Raw genomic sequence first — 23299 nt, 5'->3', positions numbered from 1 at the left:
GGGTCCGGCTGGGCCGGCGGGAGGGCGGGTGGACCGGCCTGGTCGCCGCTGGGCGGTTGGGTCATCGTGTTCCCCCAGGAGTGCGGCGCCCGCCGCCACCGGAGGCGTCGAGCGTGATCGAGCGGGCTGCCGGGCGCTGCGCGACCGCCCGACCGGAAGGGTAGCGGTCGATGACGGCGGCGGTGTTTCCCGTGCCGCGCCGTGCTGCGAACCGATTCGGCCGGCCGGGACCGGCCGCGGAGGCGCCATCGGGCTTTTTACCTGCCGTGTGTCGCATATGTGACTGTGGGTGACCATTCGGGCGCGTCCTGCTGGCGGGGCTGCGGCCACCGACCTACCTTCGTCCCGGCGCGGGGGGCGGAACGGACGAATGGGTCCGGACCGGAAGAGTGATCCGAGCGGTACGACCGGAGGCAGTGCATGCGCGACGTGGACAACATCCCTCGCACCCATTTCCCGACCAATGACCGGGCGCGCCGGCCCGGATCCTTGTTCGAGGCCGGTGGGCCGATCGGCGGCCAGCCGGTCAACGAACGGTCGTACCGCCGGACGCCGGAGCAGGCGGAGACGGCCCGGGCGCCGAGCCACCTCGCCGAGCGGGCCCGCGACGACGACGAGCCGGGCTTCGTCATCCACCTGCCGATCCGGGTGCCGAGTCTGGCGGCGGCGACCGTGCTGGCCGGCCGGGTCGCGGTGTCCCTGGGCTTCCTGCCCGAGCTGGACGCGGGTGAGACCACCGTGTCCAACGCCGACGACCAGAACAACCGGCACCGGGTCTTCTGCGACCTGCTGCTGCCCGACCGGTCCCGCTGCCCCCAGGGGTACGAGCACGAAGGGCGCTGCGGGGAGTCGCCGGCCGCGCCGGAGCAGCGTCCCGCGCCTCGTCCGGCCAGCGGACCGTAGGCTGTCCCTCGAACAAGATGCCGCACCGAGAGGGAGCCCTTCAGCGATGCAGAAGTGGGAATACTCCACGGTCCCGCTGCTGGTCCACGCGACCAAGCAGATCCTCGACAACTGGGGCGAGGACGGGTGGGAGCTCGTCGCCGTGGTCCCCGGACCGAACCCGGACCAGCTGGTCGCCTACCTGAAGCGGCCGAAGGCGTGAGCAGCGGTCCGCACGCGAAGCTCGCCGAACTGGGGCTCGACCTGCCCGAGGTCGTGCCGCCGGTGGCCAGCTACGTGCCGGCCGTGCAGTCCGGGCAGCACGTGTACGTTTCCGGCCAGTTGCCGTTCGCCGAGGGCAAGCTGCTCGCGACCGGCAAGGTCGGCGCCGGGATCTCCGCCGAGCAGGCGAAGGACCTGGCCCAGCGGTGCGCGCTGAACGGGCTGGCCGTGGTCGACTCGCTTGTCGGCCTGGAAAACGTGGTCAAGGTGGTCAAGGTGACCGGGTTCGTGGCCTCCGCGCCCGGCTTCACCGGTCAACCCGGGGTGATCAACGGCGCCTCCGACCTCTTCGGCACCGTCTTCGGCGAGGCCGGCCGCCATGCCCGTAGCGCCGTCGGGGTGGCCGAGCTGCCCCTGGACGCCCCGGTGGAGGTCGAACTCATCGTCGAGGTCGCCTGACCCCACCCCGCGATCTTGCACTTTCCGCTCGGATGAAAGCCCCGAACAGGGATGAATCAGGGTGCGCAAGTGCAAGATCGCGGGGGGTTGCGGGCGGGGTCGTACGATCGCAGCCATGAGCGGGCACGTGACGGGGGCGGTGGCGGCGCTTGCCGAGAATCTGCCCCGCTGGGTTTCACTGCTGCGGGCACCGAATCCGGGGCCGATGACCCTCGACGGCACCAACACCTGGGTGCTGCGCGCCCCGGCGGCCGAGTCCGGCATCGTGGTCGACCCCGGGCCGGCGGACGAGGGGCACCTGACCCGGATCGCCGAGCACGGCCCGGTCGGGCTGATCCTGATCACCCACGGCCACGCCGACCACACCGAGGGCGCGGCCCGGCTGAGCGAGTTGCTCGGCGGCGTGCACGTCCTCGCCGTCGACCCGGCGCACACCATCGGCGGCGAGCCGCTGACCGAGCCGGGCGAGCACTTCGGCGGCTTCGGTCTGGCGATCCGTCTGCTGCAGACTCCGGGGCACACCGCCGACTCGGTCTGCTTGCTGGTCGAGCACGGCGACGAGCGGGTGGTGCTCACCGGTGACACCATCCTCGGCCGGGGCACCACCGTGGTCGCCCACCCGGACGGGCACCTCGGTGACTACCTGAGCAGCCTGGAGTTGCTGTCCGCGTACCGGGGGATCCCGGCGCTGCCCGGGCACGGCCCGGCGCTGGCCGACTGCGCCGCCGCCGCCGACTTCTACCTCGCCCACCGCCGGGCCCGGCTGGACCAGGTCCGGGCGGCCGTCGCGGCCGGCGCCCGGACGCCCGCCGACGTGGTGGCGGCGGTCTACGCGGACGTGGACCGCTCGCTCTGGTGGGCGGCCGAATGGTCGGTCCGCGCGCAGTTGGAGTATCTGGGCGTCGGCACCGGGGAATCCGCGCCCGGGGTCAGTGGGTTGGAGCACACGTGACCTGCCCCGTGTGCGGAACCGTCGCCGTTCCCGGTGCCCGGTTCTGCCACAACTGCGGTGCCGCGCTGCCGGCCGCCGCGACGTTGCCGGCGGCCGAGCGCCGGGTGGTCACCGTGCTCTTCGGTGACCTGTCCGAGTTCACCTCCTGGTCGGAGGATCTCGACCCGGAACGCGTCGGCGCGGTCACCGACCGGGTGCTCGCCGCCCTCGCCGGAGCCGTGAAGACCTTCGGCGGGCACGTCGACAAGCTGACCGGCGACGGGATCATGGCGGTCTTCGGTGCGCCGGTGGCGCACGAGGACGACGCCGAACGGGCGGTCCGTGCCGCCCTGTCCATGCAGCGGGCCGTCCGCCGGGTGCTCGACGACGAGCGGGGCGGCGGCGCGCCGCTCGGGCTGCGGGTCGGGTTGAACACCGGCGACGTCATCGCGGGCATCCAGGCCGCGATCGAGTACACGGTCATCGGCGACACGGTGAACACTGCCGCCCGGCTGGCCGACGCCGCCGCGGTCGGCGCGGTCTACGCGGGTGGGCGCACCGCCGCCACCACCCGGCACGTGTCCTCCTGGCGGGCACTGCGCCCGCTGCGGCTCAAGGGCAAGCGTGAGCCCGTCGAGGCGTACGAGCTGCTGGGTCTGTTGGACGCGCCGGGCACCCGCTCGGGGCTCGGCGACGAGGCCCCGTACGTCGGCCGGGAGACGGAGATCGGCCGGGTCGCCGGGCGGCTCGCCGAGGTGATCGACCAGGGTGACCCGCGCGTGCTGCTGATGACCGCCGAGGCGGGCATCGGCAAGTCCCGGTTCGCCGCCGAGGTGGAGCGCCTCGCCGCCGGGTACGACGTGGGCGCCGGCCGGTACGCGGCGCACACCGGAGCCCGGGTGCTCTCGGTGCGCTGTGCCGCGTTCGGGGAGCGGCGGAGGCTCGCGCCCCTGGCCGACCTGGTGCGGGCCGCCGTCGGTCTGCCCAGCGACGCGTCCACCGCGCTGACCCGTCCGGCGGTGGAGGAGCGGCTGCGCCGGCTCGGGCAGCGGCTCGCCCGCTCCGCCGCGGACACCGCGCCGATCGCCACCGAGCAACTGCTCGCCCTGCTCGGCTACGCCGAACTCCCGGCGCACGCGGGCACCGACACCGGCGAGTGGGGTGGCTCGGGCACCCCGGCCGCGGATGCCGAGGTGGTGCCGAACGCGGTCGCCGACCTGCTCAGTGGGCTCGCCTCGGAGGCGCCACTGGTGATCGTGGTGGACGACCTGCACGACGCCACCGCCGAGACGATCGGCGCCCTCGGGCTGGCCCTGTCCAGGCTCACCGGCCCGGTGCTGGTGCTGCTGCTGGGCCGCCCCGAGTTGGTGCGTACCGCCGGGGCGCTGACCCGGGTCGCGGACGCCGAGGTGCACTCGCTGCCGCCGCTGCGGGGTGCCGACGCGGCACGGCTGCTCACCAGCTATCTCGGTGGCGGCAAACTGCCACCCGCCGACGCGGACCGGCTGCTCGCCACCGCCCAGGGCAACCCCTTCTACCTGGCCGAGCTGGTCACCCTGCTCATCGAGCGCGGGGCGCTCACCACGGAGACGGCGCGCGGTGTCCGCACCGCGGTGGAACGGTCCGGTGCCGGCGAGCGGGACCAGAGCGCCGCGGCCGGCTGGCGGTTGGTTCCCGGTTCGCTGGGCAGTCGGCTGCTCTCCCGCGACCTCGCCGCCGTGCTCGCCGCCCGGATCGACGCGCTGCCCGCGGACGCCCGTTCGGTGCTGCGCGATGCCGCGGTGATCGGTGACACGGTGCCGACCGGTGCGTTGGAGGCGATGCGTGAGCAGCGCGCCGGCCGCGACGGTCGACCGTCGGCAGTGGTCGCCGTCGAGCTCGACCGCGCGGTCGAGGAGCTGCTGCAACGCCGGATGCTGCACCGCTCCCGGGCCGGCTACTCGTTCGCGACCCCGCTGATGCGGGAGGCCGCGTACGCCGGGGTGAGCAAGGCGGAGCTGGCCGAGCGGCACGCCGCCCTGGCCCGCTGGGCGGCGCCGGTGGACGGGGCCGCGACCGGAGCGCCGGGCGGGTTCACCGACGAGGCCCGGGACGACTTCGTGGCCACGCACGTCGAGCGGGCCGCCACGCTCGCCGACGCGGTGAAGCTGCGCCCGGACGCGCCGGCCCGGGCGGTGGTGCCGCTCGGCGTCGCCGCGCTCGGCCGGGCCGCCCGCCGGTCACTGGCCGCCGGTGAGCCGGTGCTGGCCGTCGAGTACGCCGAGCGCGCCACCGAGCTGGCCCGCGACGGTGTGCCGGCGGCCGATCGGGTGGTGCACGCACGGGCGCTGCTCCAGGTCGGCCGCGTCGCCGACGCGCTCGCGTACGCGGAGAAGATCGCCGCGAACGCGGGGGACGAGGCCACCCGGGTCGGTGCCCTGCTGCTCGCCGGGCAGGCCCAGGAGACCCTCGGTGACCAGGGCCGGGCGATGATCGCCTGGCACGAGGCGTTGCAGGTCGCCACGGCGGGTGGGCTGCCCGTGCAGCGGGCGACGGCGATGCGCCGGCTCGGCATGGCCGACTTCGTGGCCGGGCGGCTGAGTCAGGCGAGCAGCCGGCTGGCTGCCTCGTACCAGGTCAGCCTCGGTGCGCAGGATCGGCGCGGGCAGGCCTGGTCGCTACAGAACCTGGCCTGGGTGACCACCACCCGGGGTGACTTCGCCGGCACCGACGCGGTCCTCGGCCGGGCCGCCCGGCTCTTCGCCGAGTTGAAGGACCCGTACGGGCGGGCCTGGCTGCGCGGCACCACGGCGTTCGCCCGGCTGCTCGCCGGCCGACTGCGGGAGGCGTGTCGGATGGCGCAGGTGTTCCTGCCCTTCGGCGAGCGGGTCGGTGAGGCGTGGGCGGTGGGCACACTCCGTGCGGTGGCGGCGTTCGCCACCGCCGAACTGGGCGACCTGGCCGAGGCCGACCGGGAGGCCCGTCGGGCGTACCGGGAGTTCGCCGCCGTCTCCGACGACTGGGGGCGCGGGTTCGCGCTCGTGGTCCGGGCGGTGGTGGCGCGTGGGCTGGGCGAGCCGGAGCACGCGGCGGACCTGCTCACCGACGCCCTCGCGTACGCCGAGCGCACCTCCCACCCGCTGCTCACCGGGATGGCCGGCGCGCTGCGCGGCTTCGTGGCGTTGGACCTGGGCGACTGCGAGACGGCCGAGCGGGTCGCCCGCGCGGTGCTGACGGCCGTGGAGCCGCACAACCCGCAGGCCCCGGCCCAGGTGGCACCCCGGGTGCTGTTGGCGACGGCCCGCCTGGCCGCCGGTGACTCGGCGACCGCCGTCGGGTTGCTCGCCCCGGTGGCGACGGCCGCCGCGAACGCACCCTCGCTGCTCTTCTCCCGCCGCCAGACGATGGCCCAGTACGCGGCGGCACTGCTCGCCCATGGTCAGCGGGAGCAGGCACTGGACTGGGCCCGGCGGGCGGTCACCGCGCCGGCCGAGGACGTGCGCAGCCAGGTGATCGCGGCCAGCGTGTTGGCCGAGGCGCTGGCCGCCTGCGGTCACCCGGAGGAGGCCCGGTCCTGCGCGGACGAGGCGGTCCGCCTGGCGTACGCGACCGAGCAGCGCAGTGAACGCGCCGCCGCCAACGCCCTCCGCGCCCGCCTGGCCTGACTTTTCTCGTCGGAAAGTGGCCCGCCGGTGACCGAAAGCTCTTGATCAATCTGGTGTCGGGGTGCGGGCAGGGTTTTTGCCGGTTCTGGGGATGTGGCGGTCGGGGTGAGCGGCTAGCGTGTCACCACCGTGTGCCGGTCCACAGTGCTGACCGTCGCCGTGCCTGGGGAGGCCCTTCATGAAGCTGCCGCGTTCCATCGCGGGCTGGACCATCGCGGTCTTCGGCGTGTTGGCGCTGGTGATGGGTGCGGTCGGGCTGCTCTGGCCGGAGGCGCAGTTGCGCATGCTCGGGCTCGAGGTGCCCCAGACGCGTGCCGTCGGTGACTACACCGGCACGTTCCTGGTGGCGTCCTCGATGGCGGCGTTCAACATGGGTGTCTACTACCTGCTCGCCACGATCACCGAGTGGCGGGCGTTCTACCGGTTCACCGTGGTCTTCCGACTTGTCACGTTCACCGTCTTCACCATCGCCGTGCTCTCCGACATCGCTCCGGGCGGGTTCTTCGGGGTGGCGGCCTGGGAGGGTCTGGGAGCCCTGGCCACCGCCGTCGGCCTGCGCCTGGACGCCCGGCGGGGAGCGTCGGCCGGTGGAGACGTCTCGTCCGACGGTGCCGGGACGGCTGCCCGGTCCGCGGAGGGTACCGGTCCGGCCGGTGCCGCTCCGGCGGACGCGGTGCGCTGAGTCGCCGGCCGGGTTGGGTATTTTCGAGCGGTGACCGACACTCCGACCGGCGGCCTGCCGATGCCGATCGTGCCAGGTCTGACCGATTTGCGGGTCTTTGCCCGAGGTGGGTACGCGACCGTCTACCAGGCCACCCAGATCTCGGTGGGTCGCGAGGTCGCCGTCAAGGTGGAGAACCGGACGCTGGACAGCGAGCGGGATCAGGCCCGCTTCCTGCGCGAGGCGCGGGCGGCCGGACGGATGTCGTCACACCCGCACGTGGTGGACCTCTTCGACGTCGGGGTCACCGTCGATCAGCACCCCTACCTGATCATGGAGCTCTGCGACGGCTCGTACGCCGAACGGATGCGGACCTCGCCGCTCGACCCGGTGGAGGCCCGTGACCTCGGCATCAAGATCGCCGATGCGCTGGCCCACTCGCACGCGGCCGGGGTGCTGCACCGAGACGTGAAACCAGCCAACATCCTGCACTCGCACTTCAACTCGGCGGTGCTCGCCGACTTCGGGTTGGCCGTGCTCGCCGAGCACCGGGACGCCTCGGTCACCCTGGAGGTGCTCACCCCGGCGTACGCGCCGCCGGAGATGTTCAGCCACAGTCCGCCGTCACCGGCCGTCGACGTGTACGCGCTCTGCGCCACCCTCTACGCGGTGATGCACGGCCGGCCGCCCCGCTGGCAGTCCGAGCGCAACCCCAGCCTGGTCACCGTCCTGGAGATGTTCAACCAGCCGCTGCCCGCCCTGCCGGGTGTTCCGGACGAGCTGGTCGACGTGCTGCGCGCCGGCATGGCCAACGACCCGGCCGAGCGGCCCTCCGCCCTCGAACTGCACGACCTGCTGGTCAACCTGCCGCTCGGTCCACCGTCGGCCCCGGTCAGCGGCGCGCCGGTCAGCGGTGGCGCAACCCGCCCCGGCCCGTACGCGGCCAGCAAACCGGCGCCCCGACCGCCCATCGAGGACACCCAGCGGGTGCTTCCCGGTGGCAGACGCTGGCGGCGCTGGTTCCTCGGCGGTGCCGGCGTGCTCGCGCTCGCCGGCTCGGCGACCGCCGGGGCCTGGTTCGCCGACCACGGGTCGACGCCCACCCCGAACCCGACGGTGAGCCAGGTGGCCGCACCGGCGACCGGGCCGCTGCCGGGCTGCACGACCGGCCCCGGTACGCCGACCGCCCTGCCCGAGGGCGCCCGGTGCCTGCCCGAGCTGGAATGCTTCGGTCCGATGCGGATCCGCGGCAACCGCGCCGAGGCGGTTCGGTTGTCCTGCACCGGTCGGCACACCTGGGAGACGTACGCCGAGGGGATCCTGCCGGTGTCCCTGGTCGGCGCGGACTACGACGACGTGGTCACCGCCGTGCCGGTGCGACAGGTGTGCAGCGCCACGACGTTCCGGGTGACCACCGGGATCGCCGAGCCGAGCGGCTGGCACCTGGAGGTGCTCCCGCCGGTCGACGGCAGCATCGACCGGACCTACCGGTGTTTGGCCGGGCGGGGCGTGGACGCGCTCGCCGCGCCCACCCTCACCGACCGCTGACGCCGTCCGACCCGCGGCGCCGGTCCCGCACCGCCCGCAGGGCGTCCCGACTGTCCAGGGCGTCGAGGGTGTCCGCGTCGATCCCGTACGGCATCAGCTCCGCCGGCCCGGTGGTCGCCGCCCGGTCCTCCGGCTCCGGATCGTCGGCCTGCCGAGCGGCGGACAAGGCGACCCCGGCGACCATGGTGAGCAGGACGCAGAGCAGGGCGAGGACCACGCCGAGAAGGTCCTGTCGGCGCCAGACGACAAGCAGGGCCAACGGCGCGAGGGCCCCCAGCGCCGCGAGCACCGCCACCGTCCGCGCATCGGGCCTGGACAATCGACTCACCCGTCCAGCATGTCGTGACATCGGCGGCTGTCAACCGGAGAGCCCGTCGCCGCGCCGGTCCGTCCGACGTGCCCGGTCGGCGTCGCTACGGAGGAGCTTTGAGTCGCTACCCTGGGTGTTCCGCAGGCTGGTCCGTCAGCGAGGTCACCCATGAACGTGCGCAGTTCCCGATCCCGGCTCCGCTCGGTCGCGACGACGCTGGCGGTCGCCCTCACCCTCACCCTGGCAGCCGCCGCCGGCTGCGAGAGCCGGCGGGATCCCGACCTGCCGTCCGTACAGCAGAAACTGCGGGAATCGCACATCTACGGGCAGTCGAAACTGCGCATCGGTGTCGCCAACAACGAGCCGTTGTTGGGCGAGCTGCGCGACGGCCGGTACGTCGGCTTCGACGTCGAGATCGGCCGGTACATCGCAGCCTCCCTGGGCTACGAGGGGGAGCAGCGGTTGGAGTTCGTCTCGGTGGCCACCGAGAACCGCATCCCGGCGCTGCAGGGCGGCACCGTCGACCTCGTGGTGTCCAGCTTCTCGATGACCGAGGAGCGCGAGAAGCTTGTCAGCTTCGCCGGGCCGTACTTCGTCACCACGCAGGAGGTGATGGTGCCGGTCCGTCTCAAGGGCAAGATCCGCACCATCGAGGATCTCCGCGACCCGGCCTACAAGGTCTGTACCAGCGGCGGTTCGACCACCGAGGCCGAGTTGGAGAAGCACCAGGTCAGGACATTCGTAGTGAAGGACGTCGGGGACTGCGTCGACGGCATCCGGGCCGGCCGGTACGACGCGGTCAGCTCCGACGAGACGATCCTCGCCGGGTTCCTGGCCACCTATCCCAAGGAGTTCGAGGTCGTGGACATGCCCTTCGGCACCAGCGAGTTGCTGGGCATCGGCGTGCCGATCGGCGACCCCGCGTTACGCGACCTGGTCGCGTTCTTTCTGCAGAAGAGCTACGAGCAGGGCCGCAACGGGGAGCCGACGCCCTGGCAGAGCGCGTACAACCGCACCCTGGGCCCGTGGCTGAAGGTGGAGAAACGCCAGCCCCAGCCGCTGAAGGTGCCGCGCCTTGTCGACTTCGACGACAAGGCGCCGTCGAAGTGAGCACGGCGCCGACCGCAACCGGCGCGGACGGCCCGGTGCCGCCACCCCGCGCGTCCGTGCCGGCTGCGGGGGTCGCGCCGGCCTTCGACGGTACGGCCACGGCCGCACCAGCAGCGGGTACGGCCGCACCGGCTGCCGGTGCGGATCGGGTCGGCTGGCCGGTTGGCGTGCCGGTCTCCGAACCAGCCGATCCGGTCGCCGCCGAGGTCGAGCCCGGGCGGGTCCGTTGGGATCCGGCCGAGCGGCAGGCCCGCGCCAGCCAGTCCTTCTGGACCGCGCTGGTGGGCGTACCGGCGATCTTCTCCGTGCTCCGCCTCGGGGTGGAGGCGGGCGGCGAGCTGCAGACCACGCTGCTGCTGGTGGCCAACGTCGGGCCGGTCAACCTGCTCGCCGGCTTCCTGACCACGGCGGCCCGGCTGCTCTCCACCGGAATGGTCGCCGTCTTCGCGCTCGGGGCGGTGTTGGCCGTCGGTGCGGACCGGCTGCCACCGGGGGCCCGCCGGCGTCCGCTCTTCGCCCGCTGGGCCGACCTCACCCCGGCCTGGGTGGTGCTGGCCAGCTTTCTGCTCGCCCTGATCACCTGGCCGCTGCTCTACCTGCCGCTGCTGCTGCCGGCGTTCGCGGCCGCGTTCCAGTTCCGCCCCGGGCGGCTGCACGAACGGGTGGTGCCCCGGCTGCTCATGATCGTCGTGTTGCTCGCCGGGTACGCCTGGCTGCTGCTGCCCACGCTGCGCGACGCCGGCAGGCAGGGTGAGCTGTTGGTGCTGGCGCTTCTCGCGGTGCCACCGCTGCTGGCCCTGTTCGTCGCGGGGCCGTTGCCCGGTCTGGTGATCCGGCCGCTGGCATCGGTGACCGAGGTGGCGGTGCTGGCCATGCTGGTCTGGGCCGCGGTGCCGGTGATCAGCACACCTGTGCTGCCGCTGACGGTCACGACCGTGGGCGTGGAGAACGGACCCACCGAGGACGTACGCGGGCACGTGATCACCACCGACGACGTCAACATGGTGATCCTCCAGGAGCGGGGTGGCGTGCGGTACGTGCCAGTCGACCTGGTCCGCGCGCAGGTGCTCTGCCCGAGCGAGGAGGAGTTGCCCCGGTACCGGCTGCGCATCCGCGACTTCCACGTGGAGGACTCGCTGCTGGAGGGCATGGGCCGCCGGGTCCGCCCGGTCCACCGCATCGACGCCGCCTGCCGGATCCCGGACTGACACCGCGAGGGTTGGTGGTGGTCCCTGCATATACATTCCGACTGTATATACTGCGACGATGGCTAAGGCTTCCCTGCATGAATCGACCTATCTGATCCTCACCGCGCTCGTCGAGGCCCCACGGCACGGGTACGCCGTCCTCGACGAGGTCCGCAGGATCTCCGACGGACGTGTCGACCTGCGCGCCGGCACCCTCTACGCGGCGCTGGACCGGCTACGCACCGAGGGACTCGTCGACGTGGAGCGCGAGGAGCAGGTGCAGTCCAGGTTGCGCCGCTACTACCGACTCACCGCCGCCGGCGTGCAACGCCTGGCCGAGGAGTCGGCACGCCTGCGGAGCAACGCCGACGCGGCGAGCGTGCGGCTGCGCCGTGCCGGCCTCATCGTCGAAGGCGGTGCGGCGTGACGTTGCACCAGGTCTACCGGCGGCTGCTGGCCTGCTACCCCCGCGCGTACCGGCGCCAGTACGAGGACGAACTGATCGGGGTGTTGCTTGACGACGCCGCGCCGGGCCAGCGCAAGCCCCTGGCACGAGACGTGTCCGCCCTGCTCGGTGGGGCGGTTCGGGCGCACATCCGGCAGGTCGGCACCCGGTTCTCGGTCGACGCGTGGCGGGACGCGGCGCAGGTGCTGGGCCTGATCGCCGCGCTGCTGCTGTTCGTGCGCTCCGCGCGCGTTCCGGTGCTGCACCTCAGCATGTACGCGCAGAGCTATCCCGACGGGATCGGTGAACCGTTCGTCCTCTGGCCGGGTGGTCCCCTGGCGGCGCTCTGGCTCGTCGTGGCGGTGTTTGCCGCACTCGGGTGGGGGCGGGCGGCGGCGGCGATCGCCGTCGGCGGCGTGGCGTTCGAGGTGGTTCGGGTCGCCGAGGCCTACGGATGGTATACGACGGTCTTCGACATCTGGCCCGTCGTACTCGCCGCGATGGTCCCGTTGGCACTCGCCCTCCGCGCTCCCCGGTCCGGCGCGGCTGTCCTCGCCCGCTGGCGGCTCGGCACACTGACGGCGGCGACGCTTGTCAGCGTCGGTGCTCCGAGCGTCGCCCTGGTGACCGGCGCTGACGTCTCGACGTCACCCATCTACGGCACGTGGATGTTCACCTCCGGTGTCGGCCGGGTCGAGGCGATCCTGTTGATCGCGGGATACCTGCTCTTCGCCCTCGTCATCCTGTCGACGCCGACGGCGCTCCGACTGCGCCTGCTCGCGCTCGTCGTCCCGGTGGGCGTCACGCTGCTGCTCACCCGGGTGGGGCTCAAGACCACGGGGACCTACCTCGAGCGGTCCACTCACGACGGTGTGCCCGACGCGCTCACCTGGGCGCAGTGGTCGACGTTGGTGCTGGCGCCCGTGTTGCTCTTCGCGGTGGCCGTGGCCCTCCTGCACCGCCGCGAGCGTCCGCGCCCGGAGCCGGCGTAGGCGGGGCACGGGCCGCAGGTGATCGACTCGGTTTCCTGAAAGTCGGGGCGTCGATGGGCCTCGGACACCCCGGATTCACGGAAACCGAGTCGATCACCCGGCCGGGCCGGCCCGGCCGCCCGGCTCAGTAGGACTTGTCCTGGCCGAGGACGTGTTGGGCCACGAAGTTGAGGATCATCTCTCGACTGACCGGGGCGATCCGGCTGGCCCGTACCGCGCCGAGCAGGGTCGCCACCCCGTACTCGGTGGTCATGCCGGCCCCGCCGAGCACCTGGACGGCGGTGTCGACGGCGAGCGCGGCGGCCTCCCCGGCCGCGTACTTGGCCATGTTGCCGGCCACCCCGGCCTCCAGGTCGCGGCCGGCGTCGTACCGGGTGGCGGCCTTCTGGATCATGAGTCGGGCCAGCTCCACCTGCACCGCCGCGTGTGCCAGCGGATGGGACACGCCCTGGTGGGAGCCGATGCTGCGGCCACCCCAGACCTTGCGGGTGGCGGTGTACCCGCTGGCCCGCTCGATGGCGTACCGGCCGGTGCCGGCCCCCATCGCCGCCACCGTGATCCGCTCCGGGTTGAGCCCGGCGAAGAGCGCCGGCAGGCCGGCGTCCAGCGACTCGCCGAGCAACGCGTCGGCGGGCACGCGCACGTCGTCCAGGTAGAGCAGGAACTGGTTCTCCGGGGACACGATCTCCATGTCCAGCTTCGAGCGGGTCAGCCCGGCGGCGTCGGTCGGTACGAGGAACAGCGCCGGCTTCAGCCGCTGCCCAGAGGCGTCCCCTGAGCCGGCCGGGCCGTCCTCGACGGCGACACGGGCCACCACCAGCACGTGGCCGGCCTCGTCGACGCCGGAGATGTAGCACTTGCGTCCGTTGAGCAGCCAGCCGTCACCGTCGCGGCGGGCCACCGTGCCGAGCCGGTGGAAGTTGGAACCGGCCTCCGGTTCGGTGATCGCGAAGACGATCTTCTGGGAGCCGTCGGCGAGGCCGGGCAGGTGCCGCTTGCGCTGCTCCTCGGTGCCGTGCCGGGTCAGCACGGTGCCCGCGATCGCGGGGGAGACCACCAGCAGCAGCAGGGGGCAGCCGGCGGCGGCCAACTCCTCGCAGACGATGGCCAGCTCGGTGATGCCGCCGCCACCGCCGCCGTACTCGGTGGGGATGTTGACCCCCAGGTAGCCGAGCCGTCCCGCCTCCGCCCACAGCTCGGTGGTGTGTTCGCCGGCCTTGGCCTTCTCGACGAAGTAGCCGTGGCCGTAGCGGCGACCCAACGCCCGCACGGCGTCGCGCAACTGGTCCTGCTCAGGGGTGAGGTCGAAGGTCATCGGGCGTCCTCCTCGATAACGGCCAGCACGGCACCCGTGCGCACCTGACCACCGGCCGGCACCGGCAACTCGGCGACCACGCCGTCGGTCGGGGTGAGCACGGGATGTTCCAGCTTCATCGCTTCCAGGGTGAGCAGCGGATCGCCGGCCGCGACCCGCTGGCCGACCTCGACGTGCACCCGGGTCACCGCGCCGGGCAGCGGCGCGAGCAGCGACCCGGCCGCCACCTCCGCCGTGGGCAGCGGAAGACGCGGCAGCTCCACCAGGCTCGCCGCCCCGGCCGGGCCGTCCACGAAGACCTCGGACCCCACCCGGTGTACGCGAAACGCCTGTCGCACCCCGTCGACGTCGAGCACCACCCGGTCCGGCACGGACTCGACCAGAGCGACAGCCGACCGTTCGACGCCAGGACCGGCGGCGCTGCGGTCGGCGGCCTCGGGGCCGGGGCCGGCAGGATCGGCGGCGCCCTGGTCGACGGACCACCCGGCGAGCCCGCCCCTGCGGTCGAGCCGGTAGCGGACCTCGATCTCGCCGTCCGGGCCGGTGAAGCGGCTGACCTGGGCGACGGCCGGCACGTTGCGCCACCCAGACGGCAGCCCGGCCAGCACTGGAGCGTCGGCGCGACGGGCGGCGGCCGAGGCGAGCGCCGCCGCGAGAGCGGCCAGCGGAAGCAGGTCGGCGGGCAGCAGTGGGGCGAACACCTCCGCATGTCGGTCGAGGAAGCCCGTGTCGACCTCCAGCGCGCCGAACTCCGGGCTGCGCAGCACCCGCACCAGCAGATCCCGGTTGGTGGCCACGCCGTGCAGTTCGGCCCGCGCGAGCGCACCGGCCAACGCCCGGGCCGCCTCGGCGCGGGTCGGCGCCCACGCGATCAGCTTGGCCAGCATCGAGTCGTAGTGCACGCTCACGGTCGAGCCGTCCAGCACGCCGGAGTCCAGGCGCAGGCCCTTCGTCGGCGTGAACTCGCCGGACAACCCGGGGATCGCGAACCGGTGCAGGGTGCCGGTGGCCGGGCGGAAGTTCTGGGCCGGGTCCTCGGCGCACAGCCGCACCTCGATCGCGTGGCCGTCGGCCGGCGGAGTCGTCGTGAACGGTAGCGGCTCGCCCTCCGCGACCAGCAGTTGCAGCCGGACCAGGTCCAGCCCGGTGACCGCCTCGGTGACCGGGTGCTCGACCTGGAGACGGGTGTTCATCTCCAGGAAGTGGAACTGGCCGTCGGGGGCGAGCAGGAACTCGACAGTGCCGGCGCCCACGTAGTCGACGGCACGGCCGGCGGCCACCGCCGCCTCGTGCAGGCGGGCCCGCAGCTCCGGGGCCAGGACCGCGGGAGCCTCCTCGACGATCTTCTGGTGCCGGCGCTGGATCGAGCAGTCGCGCGCCCCGAGGGCCACCACCGTGCCGTGGGTGTCGCCGAAGATCTGCACCTCGACGTGCCGGCCGCGCTCGACGTACCGCTCGACGAAGACCGTGCCGTCGCCGAACGCCGCAGCCGCCTCGCGGCGCGCGGAAGCGACGGCCTCGGCGAGCCCGTCCGGGTCGCGGACCACCCGCATGCCCCGGCCGCCGCCACCCGCGGAGGCCTTGACCAGCACCGGGTAGTCGGTGACCTGGTCGGCCTCGGTCCAGGTGGGCAACATCGGCACGCCCACGTCGGCGAGCAGCGCCTTGGCGGCCACCTTGTCGCCCATCGCGGCGATCACCTTGGCCGGCGGGCCGACCCAGGTCAGCCCGGCGTGGTCGGCGACCCGCGTCGCGAACTCGGCGTTCTCGGCGAGGAAGCCGTAGCCGGGGTGCACGGCGTCCGCGCCGGACCGGCGGGCCGCCCGCAGGATCTGCACCATGTCCAGGTACGTCTCGGCGGGCGTGTTCCCGGGCAGGCGCACGGCCAGGTCGGCCTCGGCGACGAACGGCGCGTCGGCGTCCGCGTCGGAGTACACCGCGATGGTGGTGATGCCGAGGGTCCGGCAGGTGGCAAAGATCCGACGGGCGATCTCGCCCCGGTTGGCGACGAGAAGTCTGGTGATCACAGTTCTAACCCCTCACATCCGGAAGACGCCGAAACCATCGGCACCCCGCACCGGTCCGTTGTGGATCGCCGAGAGGCAGAGACCGAGGACGGTACGGGTGTCCCGAGGATCGATCACCCCGTCGTCGTAGAGCCGGCCGGACAGGAAGAGCGCGCCCGACTGCGACTCGATCTGCTGCTCGACCATCATCCGCATCGCGGTGTCGGACTCCTCGTCGAAGGAGCGCCCCCGGGCGGCGGCGGCCTGCCGGGCCACGATGGACAGCACCCCCGCGAGCTGCGCCGGGCCCATCACCGCCGACTTCGCGTTCGGCCAGGTGAACAGGAACCTCGGCTCGTACGCCCGGCCGCACATGCCGTAGTTGCCGGCCCCGTACGAGGCGCCCAGGTTGACCGTCAGGTGCGGCACCGTCGAGTTGGACACCGCATTGATCATCAGCGCGCCGTGCTTGATGATGCCGCGCTGCTCGTACTCGGTGCCGACCATGTAGCCGGTGGTGTTCTGGAGGAAGACCAACGGGGTGTCCGCGGCGTTCGCGAGCTGGATGAACTGGGCCGCCTTCTGCGCCTCCGCGCTGAACAGCACCCCCCGCGCGTTGGCCAGCACGCCCACCGGGTAGCCGTGCAGTTCGCCCCAGCCGGTGACGAGCGCGTCCCCGTACGCCGGCTTGAACTCGTCGAAGTCGCTGCCGTCCAGGATCCGGGCCAGCACCTCGCGCGGGTCGAACGGCACCTTCAGGTCGGCGCTGACGATGCCGAGCAGCTCCTCCGGGTCGTACTTCGGTGGTTGCGGCACCGCCGTGCGCGGCGACGGGCCCTGCTTGCGCCAGTTGAGCCGGCGTACGCACCGCCGGGCCAGCCGGATTCCGTCCCGCTCGTCGGCGGCCAGGTAGTCGGCAAGCCCGGACGTGCCGGCGTGCATCGCGGCCCCACCCAGCGACTCGTCGTCGGTGACCTCACCGGTGGCCATCCTCACCAACGGCGGCCCGGCCAGGTAGACCTGTGACCGGTCCCGAATCATGATCACGTGGTCGGACATCCCCGGCACGTACGCGCCACCGGCCGTGGCGTTGCCGAAGACCACGCTGACCGTGGGGATGCCCGCCGCCGAGAGCCGGGTCAGATCGCGGAACACCCGCCCACCCGGGATGAAGATCTCCGCCTGGCTGGGCAAATCCGCCCCGGCCGACTCGACCAGGTTGACCATCGGCAGCCGGTTGGCCAGGGCGATCTCACCGGCCCGCCGGGTCTTGGCGAGGGACCACGGGTTGACCGCACCGCCGCGTACCGTCGGGTCGTTGGCGACGATCAGACACTCCACGCCCTCGACCACCCCGATGCCGGTGACGACGCTGGCCCCGACCGGAAAGTCGGTGCCGTACGCGGCGACCGGCGACAACTCCAGAAACGGGCTGTCCGCGTCGACCAGCAGCTCGATCCGCTCGCGGGGGAGCAGCTTGCCGCGTTCGTGGTGCCGGGCCACGTACCTCTCGCCGCCACCGGCTCGCGCCTGGTCCAGCGCGGCATCCAGCTCGGCCAGGCGTTCCAGCAGTGCAGTGCGGTTCGCCACGTACCCGGGCGCCGCCGGGTCGATCGCGCTGTCCAGGGTGCTCACGGTGCCTCCTTCGCTCGCGACTGCGGGGCTCGCAGACCCGGCTCACTCCTCGCGCTCACAGGCCCATGCCCTTCGCGATGATCTCGGTGGTGCCGCCGCTCCGGCGTGTCCACGATGCTCACGGCGCGACCTCGGCGGGTAGGTCGACGATCCGGGCGCGCAGCAGCTCGCCGAGCGCCTTGGCCTGCGGGTCGAACCGGGTGGACGCGGCCACCCCCGCCCCGAGCAGTCCCTCGATCACGAAGTTGAGCGCGCGCAGGTTCGGCAACTCGTAGCGCCGCACCGACAGCGGCGCGGTCTCCGGCAACAGCGTGGCCAGCCGCTCGACTGTCAACCAGCTGCGCAGCCACGCGTACCCGGCGTCGGTTCGCGCCCAGACGCCGAGGTTGGCGTCCCCACCCTTGTCCCCGGAGCGTGCGCCGACCACCTCGCCGAGCGCCCCGCGCCGGGTCGGACCATCGACCGCCGCGGCGCCGTACGGGACAGTCCCGTCCGAGGCAGCGACAGCGGCGGCGGCGGATGCGGTGCGGATCGGCGGGGCGATCGGCACCCGCTCACCGCTGGGCAGTACCGCGACGTGCGCCACCGCGGTCTGCGGCACCGCGTCGGCGGTGAAGACGCCGTACGGTGTCGCGTCGCCCGGCAGGGTGGTCAGCGTGCAGCCCGGGTACGAGGCCAGCGCCAACTCCACCGCGGCGGCCGAGAAGGCCCGCCCGGCCCGCGCCCGGTCGCCGTCGCGCAGGTGTACGTGCAGCAGCGCGCTGGCGGCCTCGGTGTCGGCGGCGTCGGCGTGGTCGGTCCGGGCCAGCGTGAACTCCAACCCGCCCTTGCCCACCGCCTCCTCGACCTGCCCCCGGACCAGCGCGGCCTTCGCCTCGATGTCGAGCCCGCAGAGGACGAACGTCATCGAGTTGCGAAAACCGCCGAGGTTGTTGACGCCGACCTTGAGCGTGGCCGGCGGCGGCGTACCGCGGACACCGGAGACCCGGACCCGGTCCGGCCCGTCGGGGCGCAGTGTCACCGTGTCCAGTCGGGTCACCACGTCCGGCCCCAGGTACGCCGGCCCCCCGATCTCGTAGAGAAGCTGGGCGGTGACCGTCTCCACGGTGACCGCACCACCGGTGCCGGCATGCTTGGTGAGCACCGTCGAACCATCGGCGTGCACCTCGGCGATCGGAAAACCGGGTCGGTGCCCGCCGTCGGGCAGCTCCGTGAAGAAGCTGAAGTTGCCACCGGTGACCTGTGCGCCGCACTCGACGAGGTGCCCCGCGACTGTCGCCCCGGCCAGTTCGTCGAGGTCGTCGCGGCCCCACCCGTACCGGGCGATGGCCGGACCGACGACCAGCGAGGCGTCGGTGACCCGGCCGGTGACCACCACGTCCGCTCCACCGTCGAGGCAGGCGGCGATGCCGAACGCGCCGAGGTAGGCGTTCGCGCTCAACGCGTCCGGCCGTTGGATGGTGTCGCCCTCGACGTACCCGATCCGGGCCGGCAGGCCGAGCCGGGCGGCGAGTGCGGTGATGGCGGCGGCCAGGCCGGCCGGGTTCAACCCGCCGGCGTTCGTCACGATCCGCACCCCGCGCTCCAGGGCGGTGCCGAGGCACGTCTCCAGTTGACGCAGGAACGTCTTCGCGTAGCCCAGGTCGGGGTCGCGCAGCCGATCCCGGGCGAGGATCAGCATGGTCAGCTCGGCCAGGTAGTCACCGGTCAGCACGTCCAGGTCGCCGCCGTCGAGCATCTCCCGCCAGGCGGTGAACCGGTCGCCGTAGAAGCCGGAGGCGTTGCCGATCCGGATCATGCCGGCACTCCGTGTCGGCCGGTCGGCTGCCGGCCGCCACCCGGCGGCCCGGCGAACGCCTGCGCCACGTCGAGCCACTCCTCGGCGACCGGCCCGGTGGCGACCAGGGCGAGGTCCGCGCGGTGTCGGCGCTGGGTGACCAGCAGGCAGAAGTCCAGGGCGGGCCCGCGCAGCCGGTCGGCGGCGTCCGCCGGCCCCCAGGTCCAGATGTCACCGCCGGGCGCGACCAGCTCGACCCGGACCGGCGTCGTCGGTGCGTCCCGGCCGTGGGCGGCAAAGCCCTGCCCGAGGGTACGCACGCCGAGGTGCGCGACGTGCCGGAGCCGGTCGCTGGCGGGTCGGACGACGCCGAGCGCGTCGGCCACGTCCACACCGTGTGCCCAGGTCTCCATGATCCGGGCGGTCGCCATCGAGGTGGCCGACATCCGGGTGCCGAACCACTGCAGTTTCTCGCCGGTCGGGACGGCGGCCAGCGCGGCGGCGAGCGCCGTCCGGCCGGCCCGCCAACGGACGAGCAGCTCCGCGGGCGGGGCGAGGAACTCCTCGGCACCGGCGTCGGCCATTCGGGTCGGGTCCGGCGCGGCCGTCACCGTCGCGAAGAACGCCTCGGGGTCGGTGGCTGCCAGCAGCGACACCTGGTCGGTCCAGGCGAGGTGGGCGATCTGGTGCCCGATGCTCCAGCCCGGCGCGAGGGTCGGTCGGGCCCAGTCGACCGCCGGTAGCGGCGCCACCAGGTTGTCCAGTTGCGCGGACTCGGCGGCGAGGTCCGCGAGCAGGTCGGTCTGGTCGACCATGGGTGCCTCCGGTCGGTCTTGGCCGGCGCGGCCAGCGGTCAGGGCGTGAGCAGGGTGGCGAGTTGACGCTTCCAGGTGCTCAGCAGGGCGGTGCGGCGGGTCGAGTCGTCGTTGAGCAGGTTGGCCACCCCGAGCCCGCGGAGCAGATCGAGGGTGGCCTGCACCGCCTCGCGGACTCCGGGGCGGCGCTCGTCGACGCCGAGCAAGGCGACGGTGAGCCGATGCATCTCCCGGCCGACGGTGGCCTCCAGCGGCACCAGGGCGTCCCGTAGTTCGCGATCGGTGCGGGCAGCGACCCAGAGCTCCAGAGCCGCCACGAACAGCGGCCCGGTGAACGCCACGCCGAGCAGGTCGATCACCCGGTCCAGCCGCTGCGGGCCGGCCGGCAGTGCCTCGGCCTCCACCCGCAACTCGTCGGCCCGGCGCTCGGCGAGATGTGCCACGGCGGCTGTCACAAGCGCGGCCTTGGTCGGGTAGTGGTGCAACTGGGCGCCGCGCGAGACCCCGGCCCGGGCGGCGACGACGGTGGTGGTGGTGCCGGACCAGCCGTGCTCGACCAGACAGTCGACTGTCGCCTCCAGGAGGCGGGCCTGGGTGGCCCGGCTGCGCTCCTGCTGAGGGACACGCGTCGATGTGGTGGACACGGGAACAGCCTGCGGCCTCCGAAACAAACAGTCAAGACTGACTTTTTCTGGCTGTCGTACCCCTCGCCGCCGAGGTGTCCGCGCCGCAGCGGCCAGCCGCCAGGTCCGCAGGCCGTCCTGGTTGTGGAGGTTGTTCTGGTTTGAGCCGGACGAGGTAGCGGTACGCCGAACGATCAGCTTGAATCGGGTCCGCATGGCTGTGGGCGCGCTGGCAGAGACGCGGGGGACGAACGGTCAATGGCGAACGATCAGTACACCGACGGCACAGCACCCGACCCGGCGACCGCCGGTTCGGCTGCCGAGTTCGTGGCTCAGATGCGCGCGCTGCGGCAGTGGTCCGGGCTGACCATTCGACAGGTGTCGAAGAGGGCGCGGGATGCCGGCGACGTGCTCCCACACAGCACCCTGAACTCCGCCCTGGGCCGGGCCAACCTGCCGAGGGAGACGCTTGTCGCGGCGTTCGTCCGTGCCTGCGGAGGCGATCAGGACACGGTGGACCACTGGGTCGCCGCGCGCAAGGTGCTCGCCGCGGCCACCGCCGGTCAGCCCGAGCCGGTCGCCGTCGCCGTCGCAGCCGACCCGGGCATGGCCGATGCCGACTCGTTCGTCGACGAGCCGAGGGTCCGCCCGCCGTGGGGGTTGCTCGACGCGGTGCCACCCCTGCCGGCCGAGCTGGCGTCGGAACCCGGTTGGGGGCTCGACGGCCCGAAGCCGCCGGCAGCCGAGACCGCGGATCGCACCGGCGACCCGGCGGCCGGTGGGCAGCCTGTCGCCACCGCGGCGGCTGCCGGCGCGCCGCTCGTCGCGGATGCGCGGGGTGCGGGTGGGCAGGTCGCCGACACGCGGGGTGCCGGTGGGCCGCTCGTCGCGGATGCGCGGGGTGCGGGTGGGCAGGTCGCCGACACGCGGGGTGCCGGTGGGCCGCTCGTCGCGGATGCGCGGGGTGCGGGTGGGCAGGTCGCCGACACGCGGGGGACCGGTGGGCCGCTCGTCGCGGATGCGCGGGGTGCCGCCGACCAGCTTGTCGCCGTCACGGCGAGCGTCGGTGCGTCGCACGGGTCGATCGCGGCCGGGCCGAGTCCGGTTGTCACGGGCGAGCGCGCGCCGGGTGACGAGTCCGCCCTGAGCCGCGAGCCCGACCCGGCGGGCGGGCGGCCCGAGCCGGCCGCCGACGAGTCGACGCCGACCGAGGACCGGCCGGTCCGTCCCCTCCTCTACGCCGATGGGCCGCTGGCGACGGCCGTGAAGGGCCGGCGCAACAGCGCCTGGGCGGGGCTGCACCGCAAACGTGCCCCGAACGTCGATGCTGCCGCCGCACCACTGCGGCTGCGGGACTTCGTGCCGCCGCTGGCCTTCCGGTTCGGCCGGCCGACACGCGCACTCCTCGGCGTACTGGTGCTGCTGCTGATCGTGGTGGCCGGTGGCATCGTGGTCCGGACCCTGCGCGATCCCGACGCCGGGAACGATCCCCCGCTGGTGTTCGCCGAGCCGACGGCCAGCCTCGACGTCGACGTGCAGTTGCCACCCGCGGACGTTGGCGCGCCGACATCCAGCCCGAGTCCGAGCCTGCCCCCGACCAGCGCCAGCGCCGCGCCGGCGGTCACCAGCCCCGCGCAGAGTGCACCCAGGTCGAGTGCACCCAGGTCGAGTGCGCCCCAGGCGGCGCAGACGAAGGCGGCCGCCACGCTGCCCGCCGCGGGGCAGTACCGGATGATGCCGGCAGCCACCGTCGCGCAGTCGTACTGCGTGGGCGTGGGTCCGGAGCCGGGTAACGACCGCCCGGAGGTGGCGACGCTCGTCTCCTGCGCCCAGGCCGAGCCGGCCACCAGCGAACTGCGGAAGGTCGACTCGAACACGTACCAGATCTACTGGGCACACCCGTCCGGAGGCGGTGGCTGCCTGCAGGTCGACCCCGACCCGAGCGGCCAACCGTCCACCGTCGACGGGCAGCTGGTGGCGCCACGCAGCTACTGCAACCGCCCCGACCAACGCTTCATCCTCGAACCGGTCCAGACGAGCGGGGGCCAGGGTTACCGGCTGCACGCCACGACCGCACCGAACAGGTGCATCGGTCCGATCGGCGGCGGCCGGGCCGCGGGCACGGCCATCGCCCAGGTGTCGTGCTCCAACGACAACGTGCAGGTGTTCCTCTTCAAGCGGTGATGCACTCCGGCCAGCCACTCGGACGTTCCGGGTGGTGGTCGTGGTCGGTCGAGGTGATGCCCCGCGGAGAACGACCATCGGCTGCTCCTGACCGCCTGTTCCCGCCCTACTTGCCACCGGTCTTCTTGGCGCCCTTGTCGGTGTCCGCGGTCTTCTTGGTGTCGGTCTTCTTGGGTGTGGTCTTGTTGCCGGTGGTGGTCTTCTTGGTGGTGGGCTCGTTGTTGGTGTTGCGGGCGTTCTGTTCGCGGAGTTTGCGGGTGCGTTCGGTGACGCAGGTGTCGTAGCCGCCGCATTCCTTGCGGGCCTGGAGGTAGGCGGGGTCGTTGTTGGACTGGTTGGCGCGTTTGGTGCTGGTGGTGGTCTTTTTGGTGTCGGTCTTCTTGGTGGTGTCGGTCTTCTTGGGTGTGGTCTTGTTGCCGGTGGTGGTCTTCTTGGTGGTGGGTCCGTTGTTGGTGTTGCGGGCGTTCTGTTCGCGGAGCTTGCGGGTCCGTTCGGTGACGCAGGTGTCGTAGCCGCCGCATTCCTTGCGGGCCTGGAGGTACGCGGGGTCCGT

At 73.1% G+C, this 23299-nt stretch carries 20 protein-coding genes; 12 read left to right on the top strand and 8 right to left on the bottom strand.

Annotated features, from left to right (window positions below; translation table 11 throughout):
- The first annotated feature begins 420 nt into the window (after positions 1-420).
- From ACGFIQ_RS17280 to ACGFIQ_RS17250, 7 genes are all read left to right on the top strand, one after another.
- Positions 421-903: a hypothetical protein gene (locus tag ACGFIQ_RS17280; protein ID WP_393244581.1), complete on the top strand. Its 483-nt coding sequence runs from the start codon at positions 421-423 to the stop codon at positions 901-903.
- A 46-nt stretch (positions 904-949) separates the two neighbouring features.
- Positions 950-1105 carry a DUF4177 domain-containing protein gene (locus ACGFIQ_RS17275; protein ID WP_007466198.1) on the top strand — a complete coding sequence of 52 codons (156 nt, stop codon included), beginning with the start codon at positions 950-952 and terminating at the stop codon, positions 1103-1105.
- On the top strand, positions 1102-1563 hold the full coding sequence (locus ACGFIQ_RS17270; protein WP_393244579.1) for a RidA family protein: 462 nt from the start codon (positions 1102-1104) through the stop codon (positions 1561-1563). The genes ACGFIQ_RS17275 and ACGFIQ_RS17270 overlap by 4 nt, the downstream gene beginning before the upstream one ends.
- A gap of 115 nt (positions 1564-1678) precedes the next feature.
- Positions 1679-2515, top strand: coding sequence for an MBL fold metallo-hydrolase (locus tag ACGFIQ_RS17265; RefSeq protein WP_393244577.1), 837 nt, complete (start codon positions 1679-1681; stop codon positions 2513-2515).
- Positions 2512-6138 carry an adenylate/guanylate cyclase domain-containing protein gene (locus tag ACGFIQ_RS17260; protein WP_393244575.1) on the top strand — a complete coding sequence of 1209 codons (3627 nt, stop codon included), beginning with the start codon at positions 2512-2514 and terminating at the stop codon, positions 6136-6138. The genes ACGFIQ_RS17265 and ACGFIQ_RS17260 overlap by 4 nt, the downstream gene beginning before the upstream one ends.
- A gap of 178 nt (positions 6139-6316) precedes the next feature.
- Positions 6317-6820 carry a hypothetical protein gene (locus tag ACGFIQ_RS17255; RefSeq protein WP_393244573.1) on the top strand — a complete coding sequence of 168 codons (504 nt, stop codon included), beginning with the start codon at positions 6317-6319 and terminating at the stop codon, positions 6818-6820.
- A gap of 30 nt (positions 6821-6850) precedes the next feature.
- Positions 6851-8347 carry a serine/threonine-protein kinase gene (locus ACGFIQ_RS17250; RefSeq protein WP_393244571.1) on the top strand — a complete coding sequence of 499 codons (1497 nt, stop codon included), beginning with the start codon at positions 6851-6853 and terminating at the stop codon, positions 8345-8347.
- Here ACGFIQ_RS17250 and ACGFIQ_RS17245 read toward each other — a convergent pair.
- Positions 8334-8675: a hypothetical protein gene (locus ACGFIQ_RS17245; protein WP_393244569.1), complete on the bottom strand. Its 342-nt coding sequence runs from the start codon at positions 8673-8675 to the stop codon at positions 8334-8336. The genes ACGFIQ_RS17250 and ACGFIQ_RS17245 overlap by 14 nt on opposite strands.
- 150 nt (positions 8676-8825) lie before the next feature.
- On the opposite strand from ACGFIQ_RS17245, the gene ACGFIQ_RS17240 reads away from it, so the two are divergent.
- Genes ACGFIQ_RS17240 through ACGFIQ_RS17225 form a run of 4 tightly spaced genes read left to right on the top strand, consistent with a single transcriptional unit; the run spans position 8826 to position 12391 of the window.
- Positions 8826-9767: a transporter substrate-binding domain-containing protein gene (locus ACGFIQ_RS17240; RefSeq protein WP_393244567.1), complete on the top strand. Its 942-nt coding sequence runs from the start codon at positions 8826-8828 to the stop codon at positions 9765-9767.
- Positions 9764-10975 (top strand): hypothetical protein, encoded by a 1212-nt coding sequence (locus ACGFIQ_RS17235; RefSeq protein WP_393244565.1) that lies wholly within the window; start codon positions 9764-9766, stop codon positions 10973-10975. Before ACGFIQ_RS17240 ends, ACGFIQ_RS17235 begins: the two co-directional genes overlap by 4 nt.
- A 58-nt stretch (positions 10976-11033) precedes the next feature.
- On the top strand, positions 11034-11381 hold the full coding sequence (locus ACGFIQ_RS17230) for a PadR family transcriptional regulator (RefSeq protein ID WP_393244563.1): 348 nt from the start codon (positions 11034-11036) through the stop codon (positions 11379-11381).
- Complete coding sequence (locus ACGFIQ_RS17225) at positions 11378-12391, top strand: hypothetical protein (RefSeq protein ID WP_393244561.1); 1014 nt, start codon at positions 11378-11380, stop codon at positions 12389-12391. Before ACGFIQ_RS17230 ends, ACGFIQ_RS17225 begins: the two co-directional genes overlap by 4 nt.
- Positions 12392-12515: 124 nt before the next feature.
- Here the strand turns inward: ACGFIQ_RS17225 and ACGFIQ_RS17220 are convergent, their stop codons facing one another.
- The 6 genes from ACGFIQ_RS17220 to ACGFIQ_RS17195 form a co-directional block, all read right to left on the bottom strand.
- On the bottom strand, positions 12516-13706 hold the full coding sequence (locus ACGFIQ_RS17220) for an acyl-CoA dehydrogenase family protein (protein WP_393244559.1): 1191 nt from the start codon (positions 13704-13706) through the stop codon (positions 12516-12518).
- Positions 13703-15733 carry a biotin carboxylase N-terminal domain-containing protein gene (locus tag ACGFIQ_RS17215; RefSeq protein ID WP_393244557.1) on the bottom strand — a complete coding sequence of 677 codons (2031 nt, stop codon included), beginning with the start codon at positions 15731-15733 and terminating at the stop codon, positions 13703-13705. The genes ACGFIQ_RS17220 and ACGFIQ_RS17215 overlap by 4 nt, the downstream gene beginning before the upstream one ends.
- 12 nt (positions 15734-15745) lie before the next feature.
- A complete protein-coding gene (locus ACGFIQ_RS17210) occupies positions 15746-17347 on the bottom strand; it encodes an acyl-CoA carboxylase subunit beta (RefSeq protein ID WP_393244555.1) in 1602 nt (533 codons plus the stop codon).
- Between the two features lie 118 nt (positions 17348-17465).
- Positions 17466-19145, bottom strand: coding sequence for an acyclic terpene utilization AtuA family protein (locus tag ACGFIQ_RS17205; protein ID WP_393244553.1), 1680 nt, complete (start codon positions 19143-19145; stop codon positions 17466-17468).
- Positions 19142-19939, bottom strand: a complete 798-nt coding sequence (locus ACGFIQ_RS17200) for a TIGR03084 family metal-binding protein (RefSeq protein WP_393244551.1) — start codon at positions 19937-19939, stop codon at positions 19142-19144. The genes ACGFIQ_RS17205 and ACGFIQ_RS17200 overlap by 4 nt, the downstream gene beginning before the upstream one ends.
- 38 nt (positions 19940-19977) lie before the next feature.
- A complete protein-coding gene (locus ACGFIQ_RS17195; protein WP_393244549.1) occupies positions 19978-20583 on the bottom strand; it encodes a TetR/AcrR family transcriptional regulator in 606 nt (201 codons plus the stop codon).
- 237 nt (positions 20584-20820) lie between these two features.
- On the opposite strand from ACGFIQ_RS17195, the gene ACGFIQ_RS17190 reads away from it, so the two are divergent.
- Entirely contained in the window at positions 20821-22746 is a 1926-nt protein-coding gene (locus tag ACGFIQ_RS17190; RefSeq protein ID WP_393244547.1) for a helix-turn-helix domain-containing protein, read from the top strand.
- A gap of 106 nt (positions 22747-22852) precedes the next feature.
- Here ACGFIQ_RS17190 and ACGFIQ_RS17185 read toward each other — a convergent pair.
- On the bottom strand, positions 22853-23299 hold a 447-nt coding region (locus ACGFIQ_RS17185; protein WP_393244545.1), incomplete at its 5' end, for a hypothetical protein.

Source organism: Micromonospora sp. NPDC048898 (genome assembly GCF_043198035.1).
Taxonomy (GTDB): Bacteria; Actinomycetota; Actinomycetes; order Mycobacteriales; family Micromonosporaceae; genus Micromonospora.
The sequence above is the reverse complement of the archived record's forward strand: the minus strand, read 5'-3'. Positions and strand labels throughout refer to the sequence as shown.